This is a genomic window from Pseudomonas sp. WS 5010 (assembly GCF_012985565.1).
Lineage (GTDB): Bacteria > Pseudomonadota > Gammaproteobacteria > Pseudomonadales > Pseudomonadaceae > Aquipseudomonas.
The window spans coordinates 295909-311636 of record NZ_JAAQWQ010000001.1 but is presented as its reverse complement, the minus strand read 5'-3'; the positions used below and the strand labels follow the sequence as shown (position 1 = coordinate 311636).

Below are 15728 nucleotides of genomic sequence, written 5' to 3'. Positions count from 1 at the left end.
TTTTCATCCCTGCCCGATTGTCGATAATCGCGCCTACTCAAAAGGGAGGCGCGTATCCAGATGACACAGGCAAAAAGCTATACAGCCACGGCAAAGTGGCTGCACTGGAGCATGGCACTCATCTGGATTGCTGCCTGGCTGGTGGGAATCGTGGCCGTTCACTGGCGCGATGAATTAAACCCGCAGCATCAACTCACTTTTTTACACAAGGCGATGGCTAGCACCCTGCTATTGCTTATCGTCCTATGCATCGCCTGGCGCCTGACCCATGCAGCGCCGGCGATGCCCGACACCATGACACCGATAGTCAAGCGTGCTGCGCTCATTGGCCACCTGTTGCTGTATATCGTGGCGCTAGTCGGACTGCCGATATCCGGCTGGTACTGGAGTTCGGTGGCGGACAAACCCATCCTGGTTGCCGGCTTATTCCTACTACCGCCGCTGGTGGAGGCGGATAAGAGTCTCTATGACCTGGCAAAGGCAATTCATACCTACAGCGCGTGGTTATGCGGTGCTCTTGTGGGAGGGCATATGATGGTGGCGCTGAAGCATCACTTTGTTGATAAGGACAAGGTACTGGCGGGGATGCTGCCGGGGCGCGTCGACTGATGTGGAAACGCCCCGGATACCTGGCCTCAACGAGGCCACTCCGTTCCTGATAAACTGATCGCCCTTCGCCTTCCCCGTCCAGATACTTCAATGCCCCTACAAATTGCATCAATGCCACTTTCCCGCCGGTTTTCGGTTGCGCCGATGATGGATTGGACCGACCGCCACTGCCGCTTTTTCCTACGCCTCCTCTCCAAGCACGCCCTGCTCTACACCGAAATGGTCACCACCGGCGCCATCCTCCGCGGTGACCACGAACGCTTCCTGCGTCACAACGAGGCCGAGCACCCACTGGCGTTGCAACTGGGCGGCAGTGTTCCAGCCGATTTGGCTGCCTGTGCCCGCATGGCCGAGGATGCAGGCTACGACGAAGTGAACCTGAACGTCGGCTGCCCCAGCGACCGGGTGCAGAACAATATGATCGGCGCGTGCCTGATGGGGCACCCCGCTCTGGTGGCGGACTGTGTAAAGGCGATGCGTGATGCGGTGTCGATTCCGGTGACGGTCAAGCACCGTATCGGGATTAATGGCCGGGATAGTTATGCCCAGCTGTGTGATTTCGTCGGGCAGGTGAAAGACGCGGGTTGCACCAGTTTTACAGTGCATGCGCGGATTGCGATTCTGGAGGGGTTGTCGCCCAAGGAGAATCGGGACATTCCGCCGTTGCGTTATGACGTAGCGGCGCAATTGAAGCGGGATTTTGCCGAGTTGGAGATTATTCTCAATGGCGGGATCAAGACGCTGGAGCAATGCGAAGAGCATTTGCAGGTGTTTGATGGGGTAATGCTGGGGCGTGAGGCTTATCACAATCCGTATTTGCTGGCAGAAGTGGATCAGCGGCTGTTTGACAGTACGGCGCCGGTGATCAGTCGGGCCGAGGCGTTGGCGAAGTTGCGGCCTTATATCGCCGAGCACCTGGCCACTGGTGGGGCGATGCATCACATTACGCGGCATGTGTTGGGGTTGGGCACCGGTTTTTCGGGGGCGCGCAGGTTTCGGCAGTTGCTGTCGGTGGATATTCATAAGGCCAGCGATCCGTTGGCTTTGTTGGATCAGGCTGGGGCGTTGCTGGAGGGCCACTGACGGAGCGGGTCAGTCGGTTTATTGGACGACTGGTCCAGCGCTATCGCGGGCCAGCCCCACATTTTGATCGCGGTGCAGGCGGAACCTGATGGCGATTCTGCCCTCCTATCTAGCAGCACGGCCGGTCATTCAAACGGCTGTTTTCAGGTTGTTGCCCTCGCAAACGATCGAACGCATTTGCGCCCTTGAGCGGCTAGCAACCCTCGGGTAATGTCATCAGACCCATAGGACAGAGCACGCCCATGACTTCCAAGCTGGAACAACTCAAGCAATTCACCACTGTAGTTGCCGACACCGGCGATTTTGAAGCTATCGCTCGCGTCAAGCCACAGGATGCCACCACCAACCCTTCCCTTTTGCTCAAGGCTGCGTCAATTCCAGGCTACGCCAAGTTGCTGGATGCCTGCGTGCAGGATTGCAACGGTGATGTGGGCCTGGCCAGTGACCGCTTTGCGGTGGCTGTGGGCCAGGAGATCCTGAAAGTGGTGCCAGGACGCATTTCCACCGAGGTGGATGCGCGCCTGTCGTTCGACACTGACGCGGTACTCAAGCGTGCGCATCGTCTGATCGACCTGTACGAAAAGGCAGGTATTGGCCGCGACCGCGTGCTGATCAAGATCGCGTCCACCTGGGAAGGCATTCGTGCCGCCGAGCAACTGGAAAAGGAAGGCATCCAGACCAACCTGACCCTGTTGTTCTCCTTCGCCCAGGCCGTGGCCTGCGCGGAAGCCGGGGTGTTCCTGATTTCACCGTTTGTCGGTCGTATCTACGACTGGTACAAAAAGGCCAACGGCAACGACTACATCGGCGCCGATGATCCAGGCGTGCAGTCGGTCACCCGCATCTACAACTACTACAAGGCCAATGGCTACAAGACTGTGGTGATGGGCGCGAGCTTCCGCAACCTGAGCCAGATCGAGGAGTTGGCCGGTTGCGACCGCCTGACCATCAGCCCGGACTTACTGGAGAAGCTGGCGGCCGACAATGGCAAGCTCGAGCGCAAGTTAGCGCCAGGCCACGCCGGCGAACCTCGCGTGCATATGACCGAGGCGCAGTTCCGTTGGGAGTCCAACGAAGATGCGATGGCCACTGAGAAGCTGGCTGAGGGGATTCGTCAGTTTGCCCGGGATCAGGAGAAGCTGGAGGCGTTGTTGAGCGCCAAGCTGTAAAAAGCGAGCGCGGCAAAAAGGGCGGCATCTTTGAGATGCCGCCCTTTTTTGTACCCGCTCAATATGGGTGGTTGGGCTGGCGCTATCGCAGGCAAGCCAGCTCCTACATTTTGACCTTGCTCAACAGTGAGATCAGTGACGCTCCAGGGCGTTGACCAGGTCGTGAAATGCCTCGCGGTTGGATTCGTTCAGGCCCATCAGGATCTTGTGCGCTTCCAGCACCTTGAGCCGCACCACTTCCTCGGACTGGTCCTGGGAAGGCAAGTCGGTCAGGCATTCCGGACAGGGGATCGGGCGATCGACGATGTTGAACACCTGGTCGAAACCCATCGACTGCAACAGCCGGGTGATGTCTTCGTGTGTGGTGACGACGGTCGGCAGCAGTCCAACCTTCTGCCGCGACAGAATGGACAACTTGGCCAACAGCCCAAGGGTGGTGCTATCGATGCTGCGGGTTTCGGTCAGATCGATCACGATCGCCGAGAAATTCAAGGCTGTGAAAATCCGCTCAATCGTTGCATCCAGCGCCGAACACAAGGTCAGGCGCACTTCACCGACAAACTTCAGGACGAAGGTCCCGTCTTGCTCGGCGAATTGGATTCTTCCGGTACTCATCAAAGATTCCTGCTCAACACCAATAGGGCGATATCATCCGGCATCTCCCCTAGCGTGGCCAATCCAAAAACCTGCCGCAGGCCATCCAGGCTGCCGCCCGCCGACCTTACCCGTTGGGGCAAGGCGGCTTCTTTCTCTTTGAGTGTAGGCTCTGGAAGAAGGTCCAGGATGCCATCGGACATCAGCGTCAGGCTGAAGGCCGGCGGCAGTTCCAGGATGTGATCTTCATAGGTGGCTTCGTTGAACAAACCCACCGGCAGACCACGCCCTTCCAGATAACGCACACTGTCTGGAGTGTATAAAACCGGCAATGGCAGGTGACCGCCAATGCTGTAGGTCAAAAGACCCGTTTCTTCATCAATCACGCCGCCCACCATCGTCACGTGCTTGCCCAGCTTGCAGCTGATCAGGCCCCGGTTGATGTGGCCCAGCACTTGCGAGGGAGTGAACTCCGGCAAAGTGCCGTTGCGCTTGGATTCGAACAACAGCCGTGTGGTCATGAACTTCAACAACACAGTTACGAATGCAGAAGATGCTCCGTGCCCGGAGACATCGGCCAGGTAGAACGCGACACGGCGCTCATCAACGCGAAAATAGTCGACAAAATCACCCGACAAATACAATGAAGGGATGATCTGGTGAGCAAATTGGAACTCGTCGATGCTCCACGGGCTGACCGGCAGCATGTTCATCTGCACCTGGCGACCGGCGTTCTGGTCTTCCTGGAGCAGGTTGAGGCTGGCTTCGAGTTCACGGTTGGCGGTTTCGAGCTTTTCGCGGTAGCGCTGGTTTTCCAGCAGCAGGCGGGCACGGTCCAGTGCACGGCGCACCGAGTGTTCCAGGACGGCCAGGTCTTCCAGGGGCTTGATCAGGTAATCGGCGGCGCCCAGGCGCAAGGCTTCCACGGCGTCGTTCATCACTCCGGCACCCGACACGACAATGACCGGCGTCTGCGGGGCAAGCTCGGTCACCTGGCGGATCAGCTCAAGGCCGCCCATCTGGGGCATGCGCAGGTCGCAGATCACCAGGTCGGGCTGGTCGCGCTCGAACACCTGGAGACCCTGAAGACCATTGCCGGCCTGCAGGACGCTGAAGCCACTGTCTTCCAAATAGGCCGCGAGGCTCGCGCGCACTACTTCGTCGTCATCGATTATCAGCAGCGTGGCACTGGTTTTTTGCATGTGGGCAAACGGCGCCAGAATTAGGTTGGCGTAGGCAGTCAGGCAATGGCCCGGCTCGCACTACTGGATTCGCTTTCTAGCCTCTCTGTCCTACAAAACATGAGCTGTTGGCCCACGCACAAAGGTAAAGCAGAGGTGCCCTTCTAAGGCGCAGACGGTACTCCCATCCGCCAGGGGTTTCAAGCTCATGCCGATGGTCGCTGGGCGTCTTTACATCGCAAATCACCGGGAGTTATAAGAACAGGCAAAACCACAACGCAATGGAAGGATGAAAGCTATGAGCGCAAATGAACGTGACTACGCAGAAAAGCGCGATTTCATCCGCATGCGGGTGGATGCGGACGTGTCGCTGATCCATGCCGGGCAAGAGATTGCCGGGGTCTGCCTGGACCTCTCCAGCTCTGGCATGCAGGTCCAGGCGCAGCATCCATTCAACGTTGGCGACCAACTGAAGGTGCGTATCGACTCAGAACACGCCGCGCTCAAGGGCCTTGAGGCAGACACCGAGGTGGTCTGGGCCAGGAAAGAAGGCGACGACCAACACCTGGGCCTGAAAATCCTCACGATGTACTGAAATCAATGCACACAAAAAAGGCGGCCTCAAGGGCCGCCTTTTTCATTCAAGGTTTAACCTTAAAAGTCATCCACTACATTGCCGTCCTTGACCTTGAACTCGCGGTTCTGCAGATAGGCATTGCGAATAAAGGTGTATTTGTCGCCGTTGATCAGCTTTTCAGCCGACAGCAGGCTGGCGCGGGTATCGATGATATCCAGGCCCATGGCGCTGTTGCGCGTAGGAATGTCGTTCATGTAGCGGTAGGGTTCGGTGTAGCTGTCGACATACTTGGACGGTGCATCACGCAGGGTGCTCGGGCCCAGCAGCGGCAGCATCACGTACGGACCGCTGCCCACGCCCCAGTAACCGAGGGTCTGGCCAAAGTCTTCATCGCTGCGCTGCAGCCCCATTTTGGTGCCGACATCAACCAAGCCCAGCACGCCAAACGTGGTGTTGACCAGCAAGCGCGCGGTATCGACACCGGCCTGATGCGGCTTGAGTTGCAGCACGTTGTTGGCCAGGTTGCCCACATCGCCGATATTGCGGAAGAAGTTGTGGATACCGTCTTCGACAAATTGCGGGGTGATGAACTGGTAGCCCTGGGCCAATGGCTTCAGTGCATAGGTATCAACGGTGTCGTTGAACGTGAAGATCGGGCGGTTGATGCTCTCCCACGGATCTTCTTCTGCGGCCTGGGCGGCGAAAGGCACCAGCAGGACACTGGCACATACCGATAGTTGAGCAAGACACTGGCTCCAGCGCATAGCTTGAACTCCTTGAATGATCTGTCATGGGCGCTATGCCCTGAATAAGGCGGCAGTATATGACGGAAGTGTAGGATTAGGCAGCTTGACGGAATTGTCATTCAGAAAATGTACAAATTCCCTACAATCTCATCAGGTGTCATCTGCCTGTCACGGACCTCCGATAGCGTCACAGCTATTTTCAGGGACGTCGAAATGCCCCACCCCCAGATCGTTGCAGACAACGCCCCTTCCCTGACCGCCGTGTTGTTTGGGCTCAGTGGTTGCCTGGTGGACTTCGGTTCCACGGCCCACGCCAACACCATCCCCGCAGCCGAAACCCTGGCCACCCCTGGTGCCCTGAATATCCTGCAATGGCTCAACACCCAAGGCACCCCCTGCGCCTGGCTGGATGAGTTGCCTTGCGCCGTCACCACCCCGCTGGCCGCAGCCCTGCCCGGCTGGGTGCATGGCTGCCGCCCTGCGACCGCCCCCTGGCCTGCGCCCCATGCCTGCTGGCAAGCGTTGATGGAGTTGAACATCGCACACCTGGATGGCTGCGTGCTGGTCAGTGGCGAGCCGCGGCTGCTGCAATCAGGGCTCAACGCTGGGCTCTGGACAATTGGCCTGGCGTCCTGCGGCTCCCTCTGCGGGCTCTCCCCTGGCCAATGGCAAGCGCTGGACGAACAGGCACGCGAACACAAGCGCGCCAAGGCCACCGTCGCGCTATATGGGCTTGGCGTGCACTCGGTGATTGATCACCTGGGTGAACTGGGCACCTGCCTGGCGGACATCGGCCTGCGCCGGCTCAAAGGCGAGAAGCCCTGATCAAGATCATGCACAGTCGCCGCCAGTGGATTAATCTACAGGTCGTCCCGTAGACCTTTCTCGGCGTGCCGTGGTCTATGCCAGTGCCTATTGATAAAAGGAAGAACGCCATGCCTGCCCGCGAAAAACTGCAAGAACAGGTTTCCATCCTGCGCGAGCAATTGAACCAGGACCCGCCTCTGTCGCTGGAAAAACGCGAAGCGCTGGAAGCGTTGATTGCCAAGTTTGAAGTGCAACTGGAACTAGAACCTGCCACTCAGAACCCCAGCCTTGCCGACGGTGTCAACCTGGCTGTAGAACGCTTCGAGCTGGAGCATCCGGGCATAGCCGGGACATTGCGCAATATTGTGGTGACCCTGGGCAATATCGGGATCTAATCCGCATCCAGGCCAAACCCAGAACCAAAAAATGTGGGAGCGGGCTTGCTCGCGATAACGGAGTGCCAGTCACCGAAGATATTGACTGAAACACCGCTATCGCGAGCAAGCCCGCTCCCACATTTGTGTGGTGTAAAGCTTACTGGCGAGCCAGGCGCAGGTTCTGGAACTGCACAGCCTCGGTACTGCGATAGGGGTTGATATCCAACCCACCGCGACGCACATACCGCGCATACACCGTCAACTTCTGCGGCTTGAGCAACCGCTGCAGGTCGAGAAAGATCCGCTCCACGCACTGCTCATGAAAGTCCGAGTGCTGGCGGAAGCTCACCAGGTATGCCAACAGGCTCGCATGGTCCAGCGCCGCGCCACGGTATTCCACCGCCACGCTGCCCCAGTCCGGCTGGCTGGTCACCGGGCAGTTGGACTTGAGCAGGTGGCTGTGCACGCTCTCCTCCACCACACGGGAATCATCGCAACGCAGCAATTCCGGACGCGGATGCTCGTAGTTGCTGACACTGATATCCAGGTCATCGATGCACACCCCCGGCAGGCGCACCACGCCTTCGTCTTCCACCTCGGCCAGGCTGCGGATGCGCACACCCACGGGTTTGCCGGCCGCCGCGCTCAAGTCGGCACGCAAGGTCGCCTCAAGGTTGGACACATCGGCAAACGGCGTCTGGTTCAACGAGTTGAGGTAGAGCTTGAAGGACTTTGACTCGATGATGTTCGGCGAGTCAGCCGGGATGCTGAACTCACCGATAGCCACCACCGGCTTGCCAGACGGCAGCAGCCAGGACAGTTCAAAACAGTTCCAGAAATCCACGCCCTTGTAAGGCAGCGTCTGGGCGGTGAGGCCCAGCTCGGCCCATTTGGCGGCGCGAGGGATAGGGAACAGCAATGAAGGGGTGTAAGTGGAGATGTATTCACTGGACTTGCCCAGCGGCGAATGTTCGGCTGCGGGATGCATGGCGGAAACCTGGCTAAATAAACCCCGCCAGTCTACCAGCCTTTGCTCCCGGCCTTAACCCGCGCGTCAGGGGGCAACAGTCAGCTTGCCGACCATCCCCGCCTGGTAATGCCCGGGGAGGTTGCAAGCGAACTCCAGGGCCCCAGCCTTGCTGAAGGTCCAGGTCAATTGCGCGGTCTTGCCTGGCTCCACCAGCACGCTGTTGGGATCGTCATGCTTCATGCCACCCATATCACCATGGCCCATCGCCGCGTGATCCATCTGGCCCATGCCGGTGGCGGTCAACATGCCACTGGCTTGCATCTTGAGCATTTCTTTCTGGTGATCGGCATGCATGCTTGCGTCACCCAGGTTGAACTCATGCAGCAACTGCCCCTTGTTGACCAGCACAAAGCGCACCGTCTCACCGGCCTTTACATCAAGTGAGGTGGGTGCAAAGGAAATATCCTGCAGCACCACTTCCACCGTACGAGTGGCCTTGGTCGCCGGCGCCGCCTCGCCAAAGGCAAACGTGTGAGCGCCATCGGCCAGCGCCGGGACGCTCAACATCATCAAGCAACCTGCCAGCCACCCAGATTTACGCAAAAACATGTTTATCCTCCAAAGGTATAAGACCAGCCTGTGGGACACTCTAATAATGCACCGCTGCCAGTTACCTGACTGCTAGATTACAACTTTGTCAGGTTGCGCCAGCCCACCGGCGCACACGGTATAAAGCCCGCTGCTACCCCGCCATGAGTCGCCTATGAAACTGCTGATCGTCGAAGACCAACCCAAAACCGGCCAATACCTGCGCCAGGGCCTGGCCGAAGCCGGGTTCAATACCGAACTGGTGGCCGACGGCACCACCGGCCAGCACTTGGCGCTGACAGGTGACTACGACTTGCTGATTCTCGATGTGATGCTGCCGGGCCGCAGCGGCTGGCAGATCCTGCAGGCGGTGCGCAGTGCCGGCCTGGAAATCCCGGTGCTGTTCCTGACGGCACGGGATGCGGTGGAAGATCGGGTCCACGGCCTGGAGTTGGGCGCTGACGACTACCTGGTCAAGCCATTCGCGTTCTCCGAACTGCTGGCCCGGGTGCGCAGCCTGTTGCGCCGCGGCAGCAGCACACCCCAGGAAACCAACCTGCACCTGGCCGACCTGCGCCTGGACCTGATCCGGCGCCGCGTGGAGCGCAGCGGCCAGCGTATCGACCTCACCGCCAAGGAGTTCGCCCTGCTGGAAATGCTCCTGCGCCGCCAGGGCGAAGTGTTGCCCAAGTCGCTGATCGCCTCCCAGGTCTGGGACATGAATTTCGACAGCGACACCAATATCATCGAAGTGGCCATCCGCCGCCTGCGCTTGAAGATCGATGACGGCTTCCCCAACAAGCTGATCCACACCGTGCGCGGCATGGGCTATGTGCTGGAAGAGCGGTTCAGTTGATGAAACGCCTCTCCCTGGCCAGCCGCCTGGCCCTGCTGTTTGCCGGCTGCACCGCCGTGGTCTCGCTGCTGGCGGGCGTATTGTTCAGCCAGGCCAGCGAAAAGCACTTCATCGAACTCGACCAGCAATTGCTCGACAGCAAGCTGCTGGCCCTGCGCAGTGCCCTGCAAGGCGCCGACACCCCGGCGCTGTTCGCCCAACGCGTGGCCGCACTGACAGACGAACTGAGCCATCAACCGGACCTGGCCGTGCGCGTCAACGCCGCCGACGGCCAGCGCTGGTTTGACAGCGCGCCGCGCATCCCCGCCGACCTGCCCACCGCGCCCGGCCTGCACAGCCTGCAAAGCGCCGGCACCAGCTACCGGGTGTACAACGCTGCGTTGAACCCCGCCCAGCCCGGTTCTGCGCAGTTGGTCCTGATGCTCGACATCACCCATCACCAGCACTTCCTGCAACGCATGCAACACCTGATCTGGCTGACAGTCGGCCTGTCCGCCCTGGCGACCGCGCTCCTTGGCGCCTGGGCCGCGCGCAGCGGGCTGCGGCCCCTGCGGCGAATGACCGAAGTGGCCAGCAATATCCGCGCTCACTCCCTGACCCAGCGCCTGCCCCAGGAACAGATGCCCGCCGAACTGGCGGAACTGGCCCAGGCCTTCAATGCGATGTTTGGCCGCCTCGATGATGCGTTCCAGCGGCTATCGGCGTTCTCTGCCGATATCGCCCACGAACTGCGCACGCCGTTATCCAACCTGCTGACCCAGACCCAGGTGATCCTCACCCAACCCCGGCCGCTGGAAGACTACCGCGAAGCGCTGCACAGCAATCTGGAAGAGCTGCAATGGATGGCCCAACTGGTCAACGACATGCTGTACCTGGCCAAGGCCGACCACGGTTTGCTCAACCCCAAACGCGAACCCCTGGCCCTGGCCGACGAGGTGGATGCCTTGCTGGAGTTCTTCGCGCCGTTGGCCGAGGACGCCCAGGTCAACCTGCTGCGCGACGGCAGCGCCAGTGCCGCCGGTGACCGCAGCATGCTGCGCCGGGCGTTTTCCAATCTGTTGGACAACGCCGTGCGCTTTACCCCGCCGGGTGGCGAAGTACGAGTGAGGATCAGCGAAAACGCCCAGGGCGTGACACTAAGTGTGGAAAACACCGGGACCGGGATTCCCCAAGGGCTGCTGCCCAAGCTGTTTGACCGGTTCTACCGCGCAGATCCGGCTCGGCATGAAGGCAGCAGTGAGCATGCGGGGCTGGGGTTGGCGATTACCCAGTCGATTGTGCGGGCGCATGGGGGGAGGATTTTCTGTGAATCACAACCGGGGTGGACGCGGTTTGTGATTGAGTTGCCACAGGGGGTTTGAGGCAAGCTGGGCGGGCCTCATCGCGGGCAAGCCCGCTCCCACATGTTGATTTGCGAACACCGTCAAATGTGGGAGCTGGCTTGCCTGCGATAGCGATCTCAAGACCTACGAATATCTCAGGGCATGCGCCGGCTCGATCTTCGCCGCCCGATACGCCGGGTAGATCGTCGCCAAAAAGCTCAACACAAACCCCGCGCTGCAAATCAGCAGCACATCGCCACCTTGCAGCTCCGATGGCAGGTTGCTGACGAAATACACGTCCGAACTGAAGATATGCTGCCCGGTCACACGCTCCATCCAGCCCACCAGCTCACTGACGTTGAGCGCGGCTATCACCCCCAGCACGCCGCCAATCAGAGTGCCGACAATACCGATCACCGTGCCCTGGACCATGAAGATCGCCATGATCTGCCGTGGCGTGGCGCCGATAGTGCGCAGGATCGCGATGTCCGCGCCCTTGTCGTTCACCACCATGATCAGCGTGGCGATGATATTGAAGGCCGCGACGGCGACGATCATCAGCAGCAACAGGCCGATCATGGTCTTTTCCATCTTCATCGCGCTGAACAGGCTGCCCTGGGTATGGGTCCAGTCATCGGCCTTGTAGGCCGCACCCAGCCCACTGGCGATGTCTGCCGAAACCTTGGGCGCCGCATACAGGTCCTTGACCGCCAGGCGCACGCTTTGCACCTGGTTGGGCTGCCAACGCAGCATCTGCGCGGCATCGGCGACGTGGATCAGGGCCATCGAGCCGTCCAGCTCGGCACCGACCTTGAACACACCGACCACATTCAAACGCTGCATACGCGGAGTAATGCCGCCGGGAGCCGTGCTGATTTCCGGGACGATCAATGTCAGCTTGTCACCCACATTCAGGCGGAAACGGCGTGCGGTGATTTCCCCGATCACCACGCCAAACTCACCCGGCTGCAGGTCTGCCAGGTTCCCCTGGACGATATGCTGGGTGACGATGGAGACCTTGCCTTCCTGCGCCGGGTCGATCCCGCTGATCTGGATCGGCTGCATCGAACCCTTGTAGGACAGCATGCCCTCCATCTCGGTGAACGGCACGGCGGCGGTCACTTCGGGGTTTTTCAGGGCGGCGGCGGCCACGGGCTGCCAGTCGCTGATCGGGTTTACGCCGACGATGGTGGCGTGCGGCACCATGCCCAGAATGCGTGAACTCATTTCCCGCTGGAAACCGTTCATCACCGACAACACCACGATCATCGCCAGCACGCCCAAGGCGAGGCCGATCATCGAGGTCATCGAAATAAACGAGACAAAACGGTTGCGGCGCTTGGCGCGGGTATAGCGCGCGCCGATAAAAATCGATAACGGTCTGAACATTCGCTTGCACCGCCTGAAAAAAAAGAAAACCCAGGCACAGGCGCCCGGGCTTGAAACAGGTCAGATGGCGACCAGATGACCTTCCTGCAGGTGCAACACGCGGTCCATCTGCCGGGCCATGCTCATGTCATGGGTCACCACCAGGAACGCGGTGCGCATCTGGGTGCTCAGCTCCAGCATCAAGTCCTTGATGCCCTGGGCGGTGTGGGAGTCAAGGTTGCCGGTCGGCTCGTCGAGCATCACCAGGCCTGGGTTGTTCACCAGGGCGCGGGCAATCGCCACACGCTGGCGCTCGCCACCGGACAACTCTGAAGGCTTGTGCTCCAGGCGATGGCCAAGGCCGACGCGCTCCAGTAACGCCGTGGCACGCTGGCGCGCCTGCGGGATCGCGGTCTTGCCGATCAAGAGCGGCATGCACACGTTTTCCAGGGCGGTGAACTCTGGCAGCAAATGGTGGAACTGGTACACAAAGCCCAGGGAGCGGTTGCGCAACTGGCCACGGGCCTTCTCGTTCAACGCCGAGAGCTCTTCACCGGCCAGCCACACGCTGCCGTGGGACGGCGTATCAAGGCCGCCCAACAGATTGAGCAAGGTACTTTTGCCGGAGCCGGAACTGCCGACGATCGCCACGCGCTCGCCGGGATGCAGTTCCAGTTGCAGGTTGGACAGCACCACTACCGATTCCGGGCCTTCCTCGTAGGATTTGCCCAGGTTGCGGCAGCTCAGGATTGCTTTTTCACTCATGCCCGATTCACTCATAGCGTAAAGCCTGCGCCGGCTGGGTACGTGCCGCGCGCCAGGCTGGATATAGGGTGGCAAGGAAACTCAGGACCAACGCGGCGCCGCCGACCATCAGCACATCCTGGCTCTGCACCTGGGATGGCAAATAGTCGATGAAGTAGACGTCGGCGTTGAGAAACTTGTGGCCGATCAGGGTTTCGACGCCGGCGATGGCGGCGCTGACGTTCAGCGCGGCAAAAATCCCCACCGCCGTACCGATCAAGGTGCCGACCACGCCAATCACCGTGCCCTGGACCATGAAAATCGCCATGATCTGCCCCGGCGTGGCGCCAAGGGTACGCAGGATGGCGATATCGCCCTTCTTGTCGTTCACCACCATCACCAGGGTGGAGATGATGTTGAACGCGGCCACGGCGACGATCAGCAGCAACAACAGGCCGATCATGGCTTTTTCCATGCGGATCGCCTGGTACAGGTTGCCGTGGGTACGGGTCCAGTCGCGGGCGTAGTACTGGCTTTCACCCAGGTGCTGGGCAATTTCCCAAGCGCCGCGCGGTGCTTCGAACAAGTCGTTGAATTTCAGGCGCAGGCCCTGCACCTGGTCCGGCTTCCAGCGATGCAGGCGGGCCAGGTCGGTGAGGTTGGTCAGGCCGAGGAAGCCATCGATCTCGCCGGCGCCGACATGAAAGATGCCGACCACGGTAAAGCGCTTCATGCGCGGGAACATCCCGGCCGGGGTCACCGTGACCTCGGGGGCGACAAACGTCAGCTTGTCGCCGATAGCCACGCCCAGCTTGGCTGCCGCCCGGTCGCCAATCACGATGCCGAAGCTGCCAGGCGTAAGGGCATCGAGTTGGCCCTGCTGCATGAACTGGTCAATGATCGAGACCTTGCGCTCCTGCGCCGGGTCGATGGCATTGAGCAGGACTTTCTGCACCTTGCCGTCGTTGGTCAGCAGGCCCTGCATCTGGGTAAATGGCGCGACGGCCAGCACCTTGGGGTTCTGCTTGACCTTGTCGGCCAGGCCTTGCCAGTCACCCAGGGGCTCGCCGGACTCGATGGTCGCGTGGGGCACCATGCCCAGCACGCGGGTGCGCATCTCATGATCGAAGCCATTCATCACCGATAGCACCACGATCATCACGACAACGCCCAGGGCGAGTCCGATCATGGAGGTCAGGGAAATGAACGACACAAAATGATTGCGACGCTTTGCACGGGTATAACGCGTGCCGATAAATACGAAGAGAGGTCTGAACATGTCGGGGCTTGTTCGGAGGAAAAGAAGACGTCCCGGTGGCGGGGTCTGGTAAGCAGCTTTACACTCAGACCATTACCGTTACCTGGGGTTCGCCATGACGCCATTAGATGAAGAAGATCGCCGCGAATACTACCGTATCGACGACATGATCGCACTCCAAATCAAAAGCCTGTCGGCCCCGCAAGCGGCGAGCAAGGAAGTGTTGCTGGATGATTCCCCGCTGTTCAACCTGCTCAGTGAACTGCACCTGAGCGAATTCGAGTCCCAGCACCTGCTGCGCCAGCTCGGCGAGCGCGACCGCACCCTCGCCGCCTTCCTCAAGGTGCAGAACAAACGCATGGACCTGCTCAGCCAAGTCATGGCGCAAAGCCTGCTGGGTGAGATCGGTGCGCCGCAGCCGGTGATCATCTCCGAAGGCGGTATCGACTTCCAGCACCCCACGGTGCTCGCGCCGGGCAGCCACCTGGCAGTCAAGCTGGTGCTGATGCCCCAGGCGCTGGGCCTGTTGTTACGGGCCAAGGTCACCCACTGCGATCCAAAGGGCGATGGTTTTGACGTGGGCACCGAATTCGAATCCATGACCGACGCCCAGCGCCAGTTGCTGGCGCGCTATATATTGCAAAAACAGGCCCAGGAACGGCGCCTGGCCCGGGAACAAAGCGACGGCCAAGACACCTGATTTGATATTTATCCAGCCATACACCTGGCGAAAAGGAGCAACTGTGACCCTGATTTACGGCCACCGCGGCGCTAAAGGCGAAGCACCGGAAAACACCCTGACCAGCTTCCAGCAATGCCTCAAGCACGGCGTGCGCCGTTGCGAGCTGGACTTGCACCTGTCCATGGACGGCGAGCTGATGGTAATCCACGACCCAACCCTCAAGCGTACCGCCGACCGGCGCGGCAAGGTGGTGGAATATGCCGCTGCCGACCTGGTGAAGATGGACGCGCGCAACGGCGGCCCAGGCTGGGTCAGCCCCTGCCCGATCCCGCGCCTGGAAGAGCTGTTCGAGAAGTGCGACTTCGATCACTGGCAACTGGAAGTCAAGAGCGCCTCGCGCACCCGCGCCGCGACCACTGTGCTGGCGATCCGCGAAATGGCCCAGCGTTTTGGCTTGCTGGACAAGGTCACCGTGACCTCAAGCTCGCGGGAAGTGTTGAAGGCTGCCCTGGAGTTGACGCCGGACCTGTCCCGTGGACTGGTGGCCGAATACGCCTGGCTCGACCCGCTGAAGGTCGCGCAGAACTATGGCTGTGAGATTTTGGCGTTGAACTGGACGCTGTGTACCCCTGAACGCCTGGCCAAGGCCCAGCGCCAGGGGTTGCACGTGTCCGTGTGGACAGTCAACGAACCCGCGCTGATGCGCAGGCTCGCCGACTTCGGCGTAGATAGCCTGATTACAGACTTTCCCGGTTTGGCCACTGCCACTCTCGGGAATTACTGAAATCGGTCTCCCC

Annotated in this window: 18 protein-coding genes; 10 read left to right on the top strand and 8 right to left on the bottom strand. The window is 60.3% G+C overall.

Going from position 1 to position 15728, the window contains the following annotated elements:
- Positions 1-60 precede the first annotated feature (60 nt).
- From HBO11_RS01345 to tal, 3 genes are all read left to right on the top strand, one after another.
- Positions 61-609 carry a cytochrome b gene (locus HBO11_RS01345; protein ID WP_170058702.1) on the top strand — a complete coding sequence of 183 codons (549 nt, stop codon included), beginning with the start codon at positions 61-63 and terminating at the stop codon, positions 607-609.
- Between the two features lie 90 nt (positions 610-699).
- On the top strand, positions 700-1692 hold the full coding sequence (dusA, locus tag HBO11_RS01340) for a tRNA dihydrouridine(20/20a) synthase DusA (RefSeq protein WP_169954161.1): 993 nt from the start codon (positions 700-702) through the stop codon (positions 1690-1692).
- A 242-nt stretch (positions 1693-1934) separates the two neighbouring features.
- Positions 1935-2861 (top strand): transaldolase, encoded by a 927-nt coding sequence (tal, locus tag HBO11_RS01335; protein ID WP_169954162.1) that lies wholly within the window; start codon positions 1935-1937, stop codon positions 2859-2861.
- Between the two features lie 132 nt (positions 2862-2993).
- Here tal and rssC read toward each other — a convergent pair whose 3' ends face one another.
- Positions 2994-3476: an anti-sigma factor antagonist RssC gene (rssC, locus tag HBO11_RS01330; protein WP_029293846.1), complete on the bottom strand. Its 483-nt coding sequence runs from the start codon at positions 3474-3476 to the stop codon at positions 2994-2996.
- Positions 3476-4657, bottom strand: coding sequence for a two-component system response regulator RssB (gene rssB, locus HBO11_RS01325; RefSeq protein WP_032863287.1), 1182 nt, complete (start codon positions 4655-4657; stop codon positions 3476-3478). Before rssB ends, rssC begins: the two co-directional genes overlap by 1 nt.
- A gap of 277 nt (positions 4658-4934) precedes the next feature.
- Between rssB and HBO11_RS01320 the strand changes: the two genes are divergently transcribed.
- Positions 4935-5231 carry a PilZ domain-containing protein gene (locus HBO11_RS01320; RefSeq protein WP_169954163.1) on the top strand — a complete coding sequence of 99 codons (297 nt, stop codon included), beginning with the start codon at positions 4935-4937 and terminating at the stop codon, positions 5229-5231.
- Between the two features lie 59 nt (positions 5232-5290).
- Here the strand turns inward: HBO11_RS01320 and HBO11_RS01315 are convergent, their stop codons facing one another.
- Entirely contained in the window at positions 5291-5977 is a 687-nt protein-coding gene (locus tag HBO11_RS01315; RefSeq protein WP_169954164.1) for a VacJ family lipoprotein, read from the bottom strand.
- A gap of 195 nt (positions 5978-6172) precedes the next feature.
- Here HBO11_RS01315 and HBO11_RS01310 point away from each other — a divergent pair, with 195 nt between their 5' ends.
- Together HBO11_RS01310 and HBO11_RS01305 are read left to right on the top strand one after the other, a co-directional pair.
- The gene (locus HBO11_RS01310) at positions 6173-6784 is read left to right on the top strand and encodes an HAD family phosphatase (protein ID WP_169954165.1); all 612 of its coding nucleotides are present in this window, start codon (positions 6173-6175) and stop codon (positions 6782-6784) included.
- A gap of 110 nt (positions 6785-6894) precedes the next feature.
- The gene (locus HBO11_RS01305) at positions 6895-7161 is read left to right on the top strand and encodes a DUF4404 family protein (RefSeq protein ID WP_076961288.1); all 267 of its coding nucleotides are present in this window, start codon (positions 6895-6897) and stop codon (positions 7159-7161) included.
- Between the two features lie 139 nt (positions 7162-7300).
- On the opposite strand, the gene queF is transcribed toward HBO11_RS01305, so the two are convergent.
- Positions 7301-8131, bottom strand: coding sequence for an NADPH-dependent 7-cyano-7-deazaguanine reductase QueF (queF, locus tag HBO11_RS01300; protein ID WP_169954166.1), 831 nt, complete (start codon positions 8129-8131; stop codon positions 7301-7303).
- A 66-nt stretch (positions 8132-8197) separates the two neighbouring features.
- Positions 8198-8722, bottom strand: coding sequence for a cupredoxin family protein (locus tag HBO11_RS01295; RefSeq protein WP_169954167.1), 525 nt, complete (start codon positions 8720-8722; stop codon positions 8198-8200).
- Positions 8723-8876: 154 nt separating this feature from the next.
- Between HBO11_RS01295 and HBO11_RS01290 the strand changes: the two genes are divergently transcribed.
- A complete protein-coding gene (locus HBO11_RS01290) occupies positions 8877-9557 on the top strand; it encodes a heavy metal response regulator transcription factor (protein WP_169954168.1) in 681 nt (226 codons plus the stop codon).
- Positions 9557-10918 carry a heavy metal sensor histidine kinase gene (locus tag HBO11_RS01285; RefSeq protein ID WP_169954169.1) on the top strand — a complete coding sequence of 454 codons (1362 nt, stop codon included), beginning with the start codon at positions 9557-9559 and terminating at the stop codon, positions 10916-10918. The genes HBO11_RS01290 and HBO11_RS01285 overlap by 1 nt, the downstream gene beginning before the upstream one ends.
- A 105-nt stretch (positions 10919-11023) precedes the next feature.
- On the opposite strand, the gene HBO11_RS01280 is transcribed toward HBO11_RS01285, so the two are convergent.
- The 3 genes from HBO11_RS01280 to HBO11_RS01270 are packed head-to-tail and all read right to left on the bottom strand — an operon-like array spanning position 11024 to position 14270.
- Complete coding sequence (locus HBO11_RS01280; RefSeq protein ID WP_169954170.1) at positions 11024-12268, bottom strand: lipoprotein-releasing ABC transporter permease subunit; 1245 nt, start codon at positions 12266-12268, stop codon at positions 11024-11026.
- Positions 12269-12328: 60 nt separating this feature from the next.
- On the bottom strand, positions 12329-13012 hold the full coding sequence (gene lolD, locus HBO11_RS01275) for a lipoprotein-releasing ABC transporter ATP-binding protein LolD (RefSeq protein WP_169954171.1): 684 nt from the start codon (positions 13010-13012) through the stop codon (positions 12329-12331).
- Between the two features lie 7 nt (positions 13013-13019).
- Positions 13020-14270 carry a lipoprotein-releasing ABC transporter permease subunit gene (locus HBO11_RS01270; RefSeq protein WP_169954172.1) on the bottom strand — a complete coding sequence of 417 codons (1251 nt, stop codon included), beginning with the start codon at positions 14268-14270 and terminating at the stop codon, positions 13020-13022.
- A gap of 94 nt (positions 14271-14364) precedes the next feature.
- On the opposite strand from HBO11_RS01270, the gene HBO11_RS01265 reads away from it, so the two are divergent.
- Together HBO11_RS01265 and HBO11_RS01260 are read left to right on the top strand one after the other, a co-directional pair.
- Positions 14365-14949 (top strand): PilZ domain-containing protein, encoded by a 585-nt coding sequence (locus HBO11_RS01265; protein WP_169954173.1) that lies wholly within the window; start codon positions 14365-14367, stop codon positions 14947-14949.
- 43 nt (positions 14950-14992) lie between these two features.
- Positions 14993-15715, top strand: coding sequence for a glycerophosphodiester phosphodiesterase (locus tag HBO11_RS01260; RefSeq protein WP_169954174.1), 723 nt, complete (start codon positions 14993-14995; stop codon positions 15713-15715).
- Positions 15716-15728 lie beyond the last annotated feature (13 nt).

Bases quoted from the DNA above. Each gene is read 5' to 3' on its own strand.
- dusA (WP_169954161.1), top strand. From the start codon at position 700: ATGCCCCTACAAATTGCATCAATGCCACTTTCCCGCCGGTTTTCGGTT.
- HBO11_RS01280 (WP_169954170.1), bottom strand. From the start codon at position 12,268: ATGTTCAGACCGTTATCGATTTTTATCGGCGCGCGCTATACCCGCGCC.
- HBO11_RS01315 (WP_169954164.1), bottom strand. From the start codon at position 5,977: ATGCGCTGGAGCCAGTGTCTTGCTCAACTATCGGTATGTGCCAGTGTC.
- rssC (WP_029293846.1), bottom strand. From the start codon at position 3,476: ATGAGTACCGGAAGAATCCAATTCGCCGAGCAAGACGGGACCTTCGTC.
- HBO11_RS01290 (WP_169954168.1), top strand. From the start codon at position 8,877: ATGAAACTGCTGATCGTCGAAGACCAACCCAAAACCGGCCAATACCTG.
- tal (WP_169954162.1), top strand. From the start codon at position 1,935: ATGACTTCCAAGCTGGAACAACTCAAGCAATTCACCACTGTAGTTGCC.
- HBO11_RS01270 (WP_169954172.1), bottom strand. From the start codon at position 14,270: ATGTTCAGACCTCTCTTCGTATTTATCGGCACGCGTTATACCCGTGCA.
- queF (WP_169954166.1), bottom strand. From the start codon at position 8,131: ATGCATCCCGCAGCCGAACATTCGCCGCTGGGCAAGTCCAGTGAATAC.
- HBO11_RS01305 (WP_076961288.1), top strand. From the start codon at position 6,895: ATGCCTGCCCGCGAAAAACTGCAAGAACAGGTTTCCATCCTGCGCGAG.
- HBO11_RS01295 (WP_169954167.1), bottom strand. From the start codon at position 8,722: ATGTTTTTGCGTAAATCTGGGTGGCTGGCAGGTTGCTTGATGATGTTG.
- rssB (WP_032863287.1), bottom strand. From the start codon at position 4,657: ATGCAAAAAACCAGTGCCACGCTGCTGATAATCGATGACGACGAAGTA.
- HBO11_RS01320 (WP_169954163.1), top strand. From the start codon at position 4,935: ATGAGCGCAAATGAACGTGACTACGCAGAAAAGCGCGATTTCATCCGC.
- HBO11_RS01265 (WP_169954173.1), top strand. From the start codon at position 14,365: ATGACGCCATTAGATGAAGAAGATCGCCGCGAATACTACCGTATCGAC.
- HBO11_RS01285 (WP_169954169.1), top strand. From the start codon at position 9,557: ATGAAACGCCTCTCCCTGGCCAGCCGCCTGGCCCTGCTGTTTGCCGGC.
- lolD (WP_169954171.1), bottom strand. From the start codon at position 13,012: ATGAGTGAAAAAGCAATCCTGAGCTGCCGCAACCTGGGCAAATCCTAC.
- HBO11_RS01310 (WP_169954165.1), top strand. From the start codon at position 6,173: ATGCCCCACCCCCAGATCGTTGCAGACAACGCCCCTTCCCTGACCGCC.
- HBO11_RS01345 (WP_170058702.1), top strand. From the start codon at position 61: ATGACACAGGCAAAAAGCTATACAGCCACGGCAAAGTGGCTGCACTGG.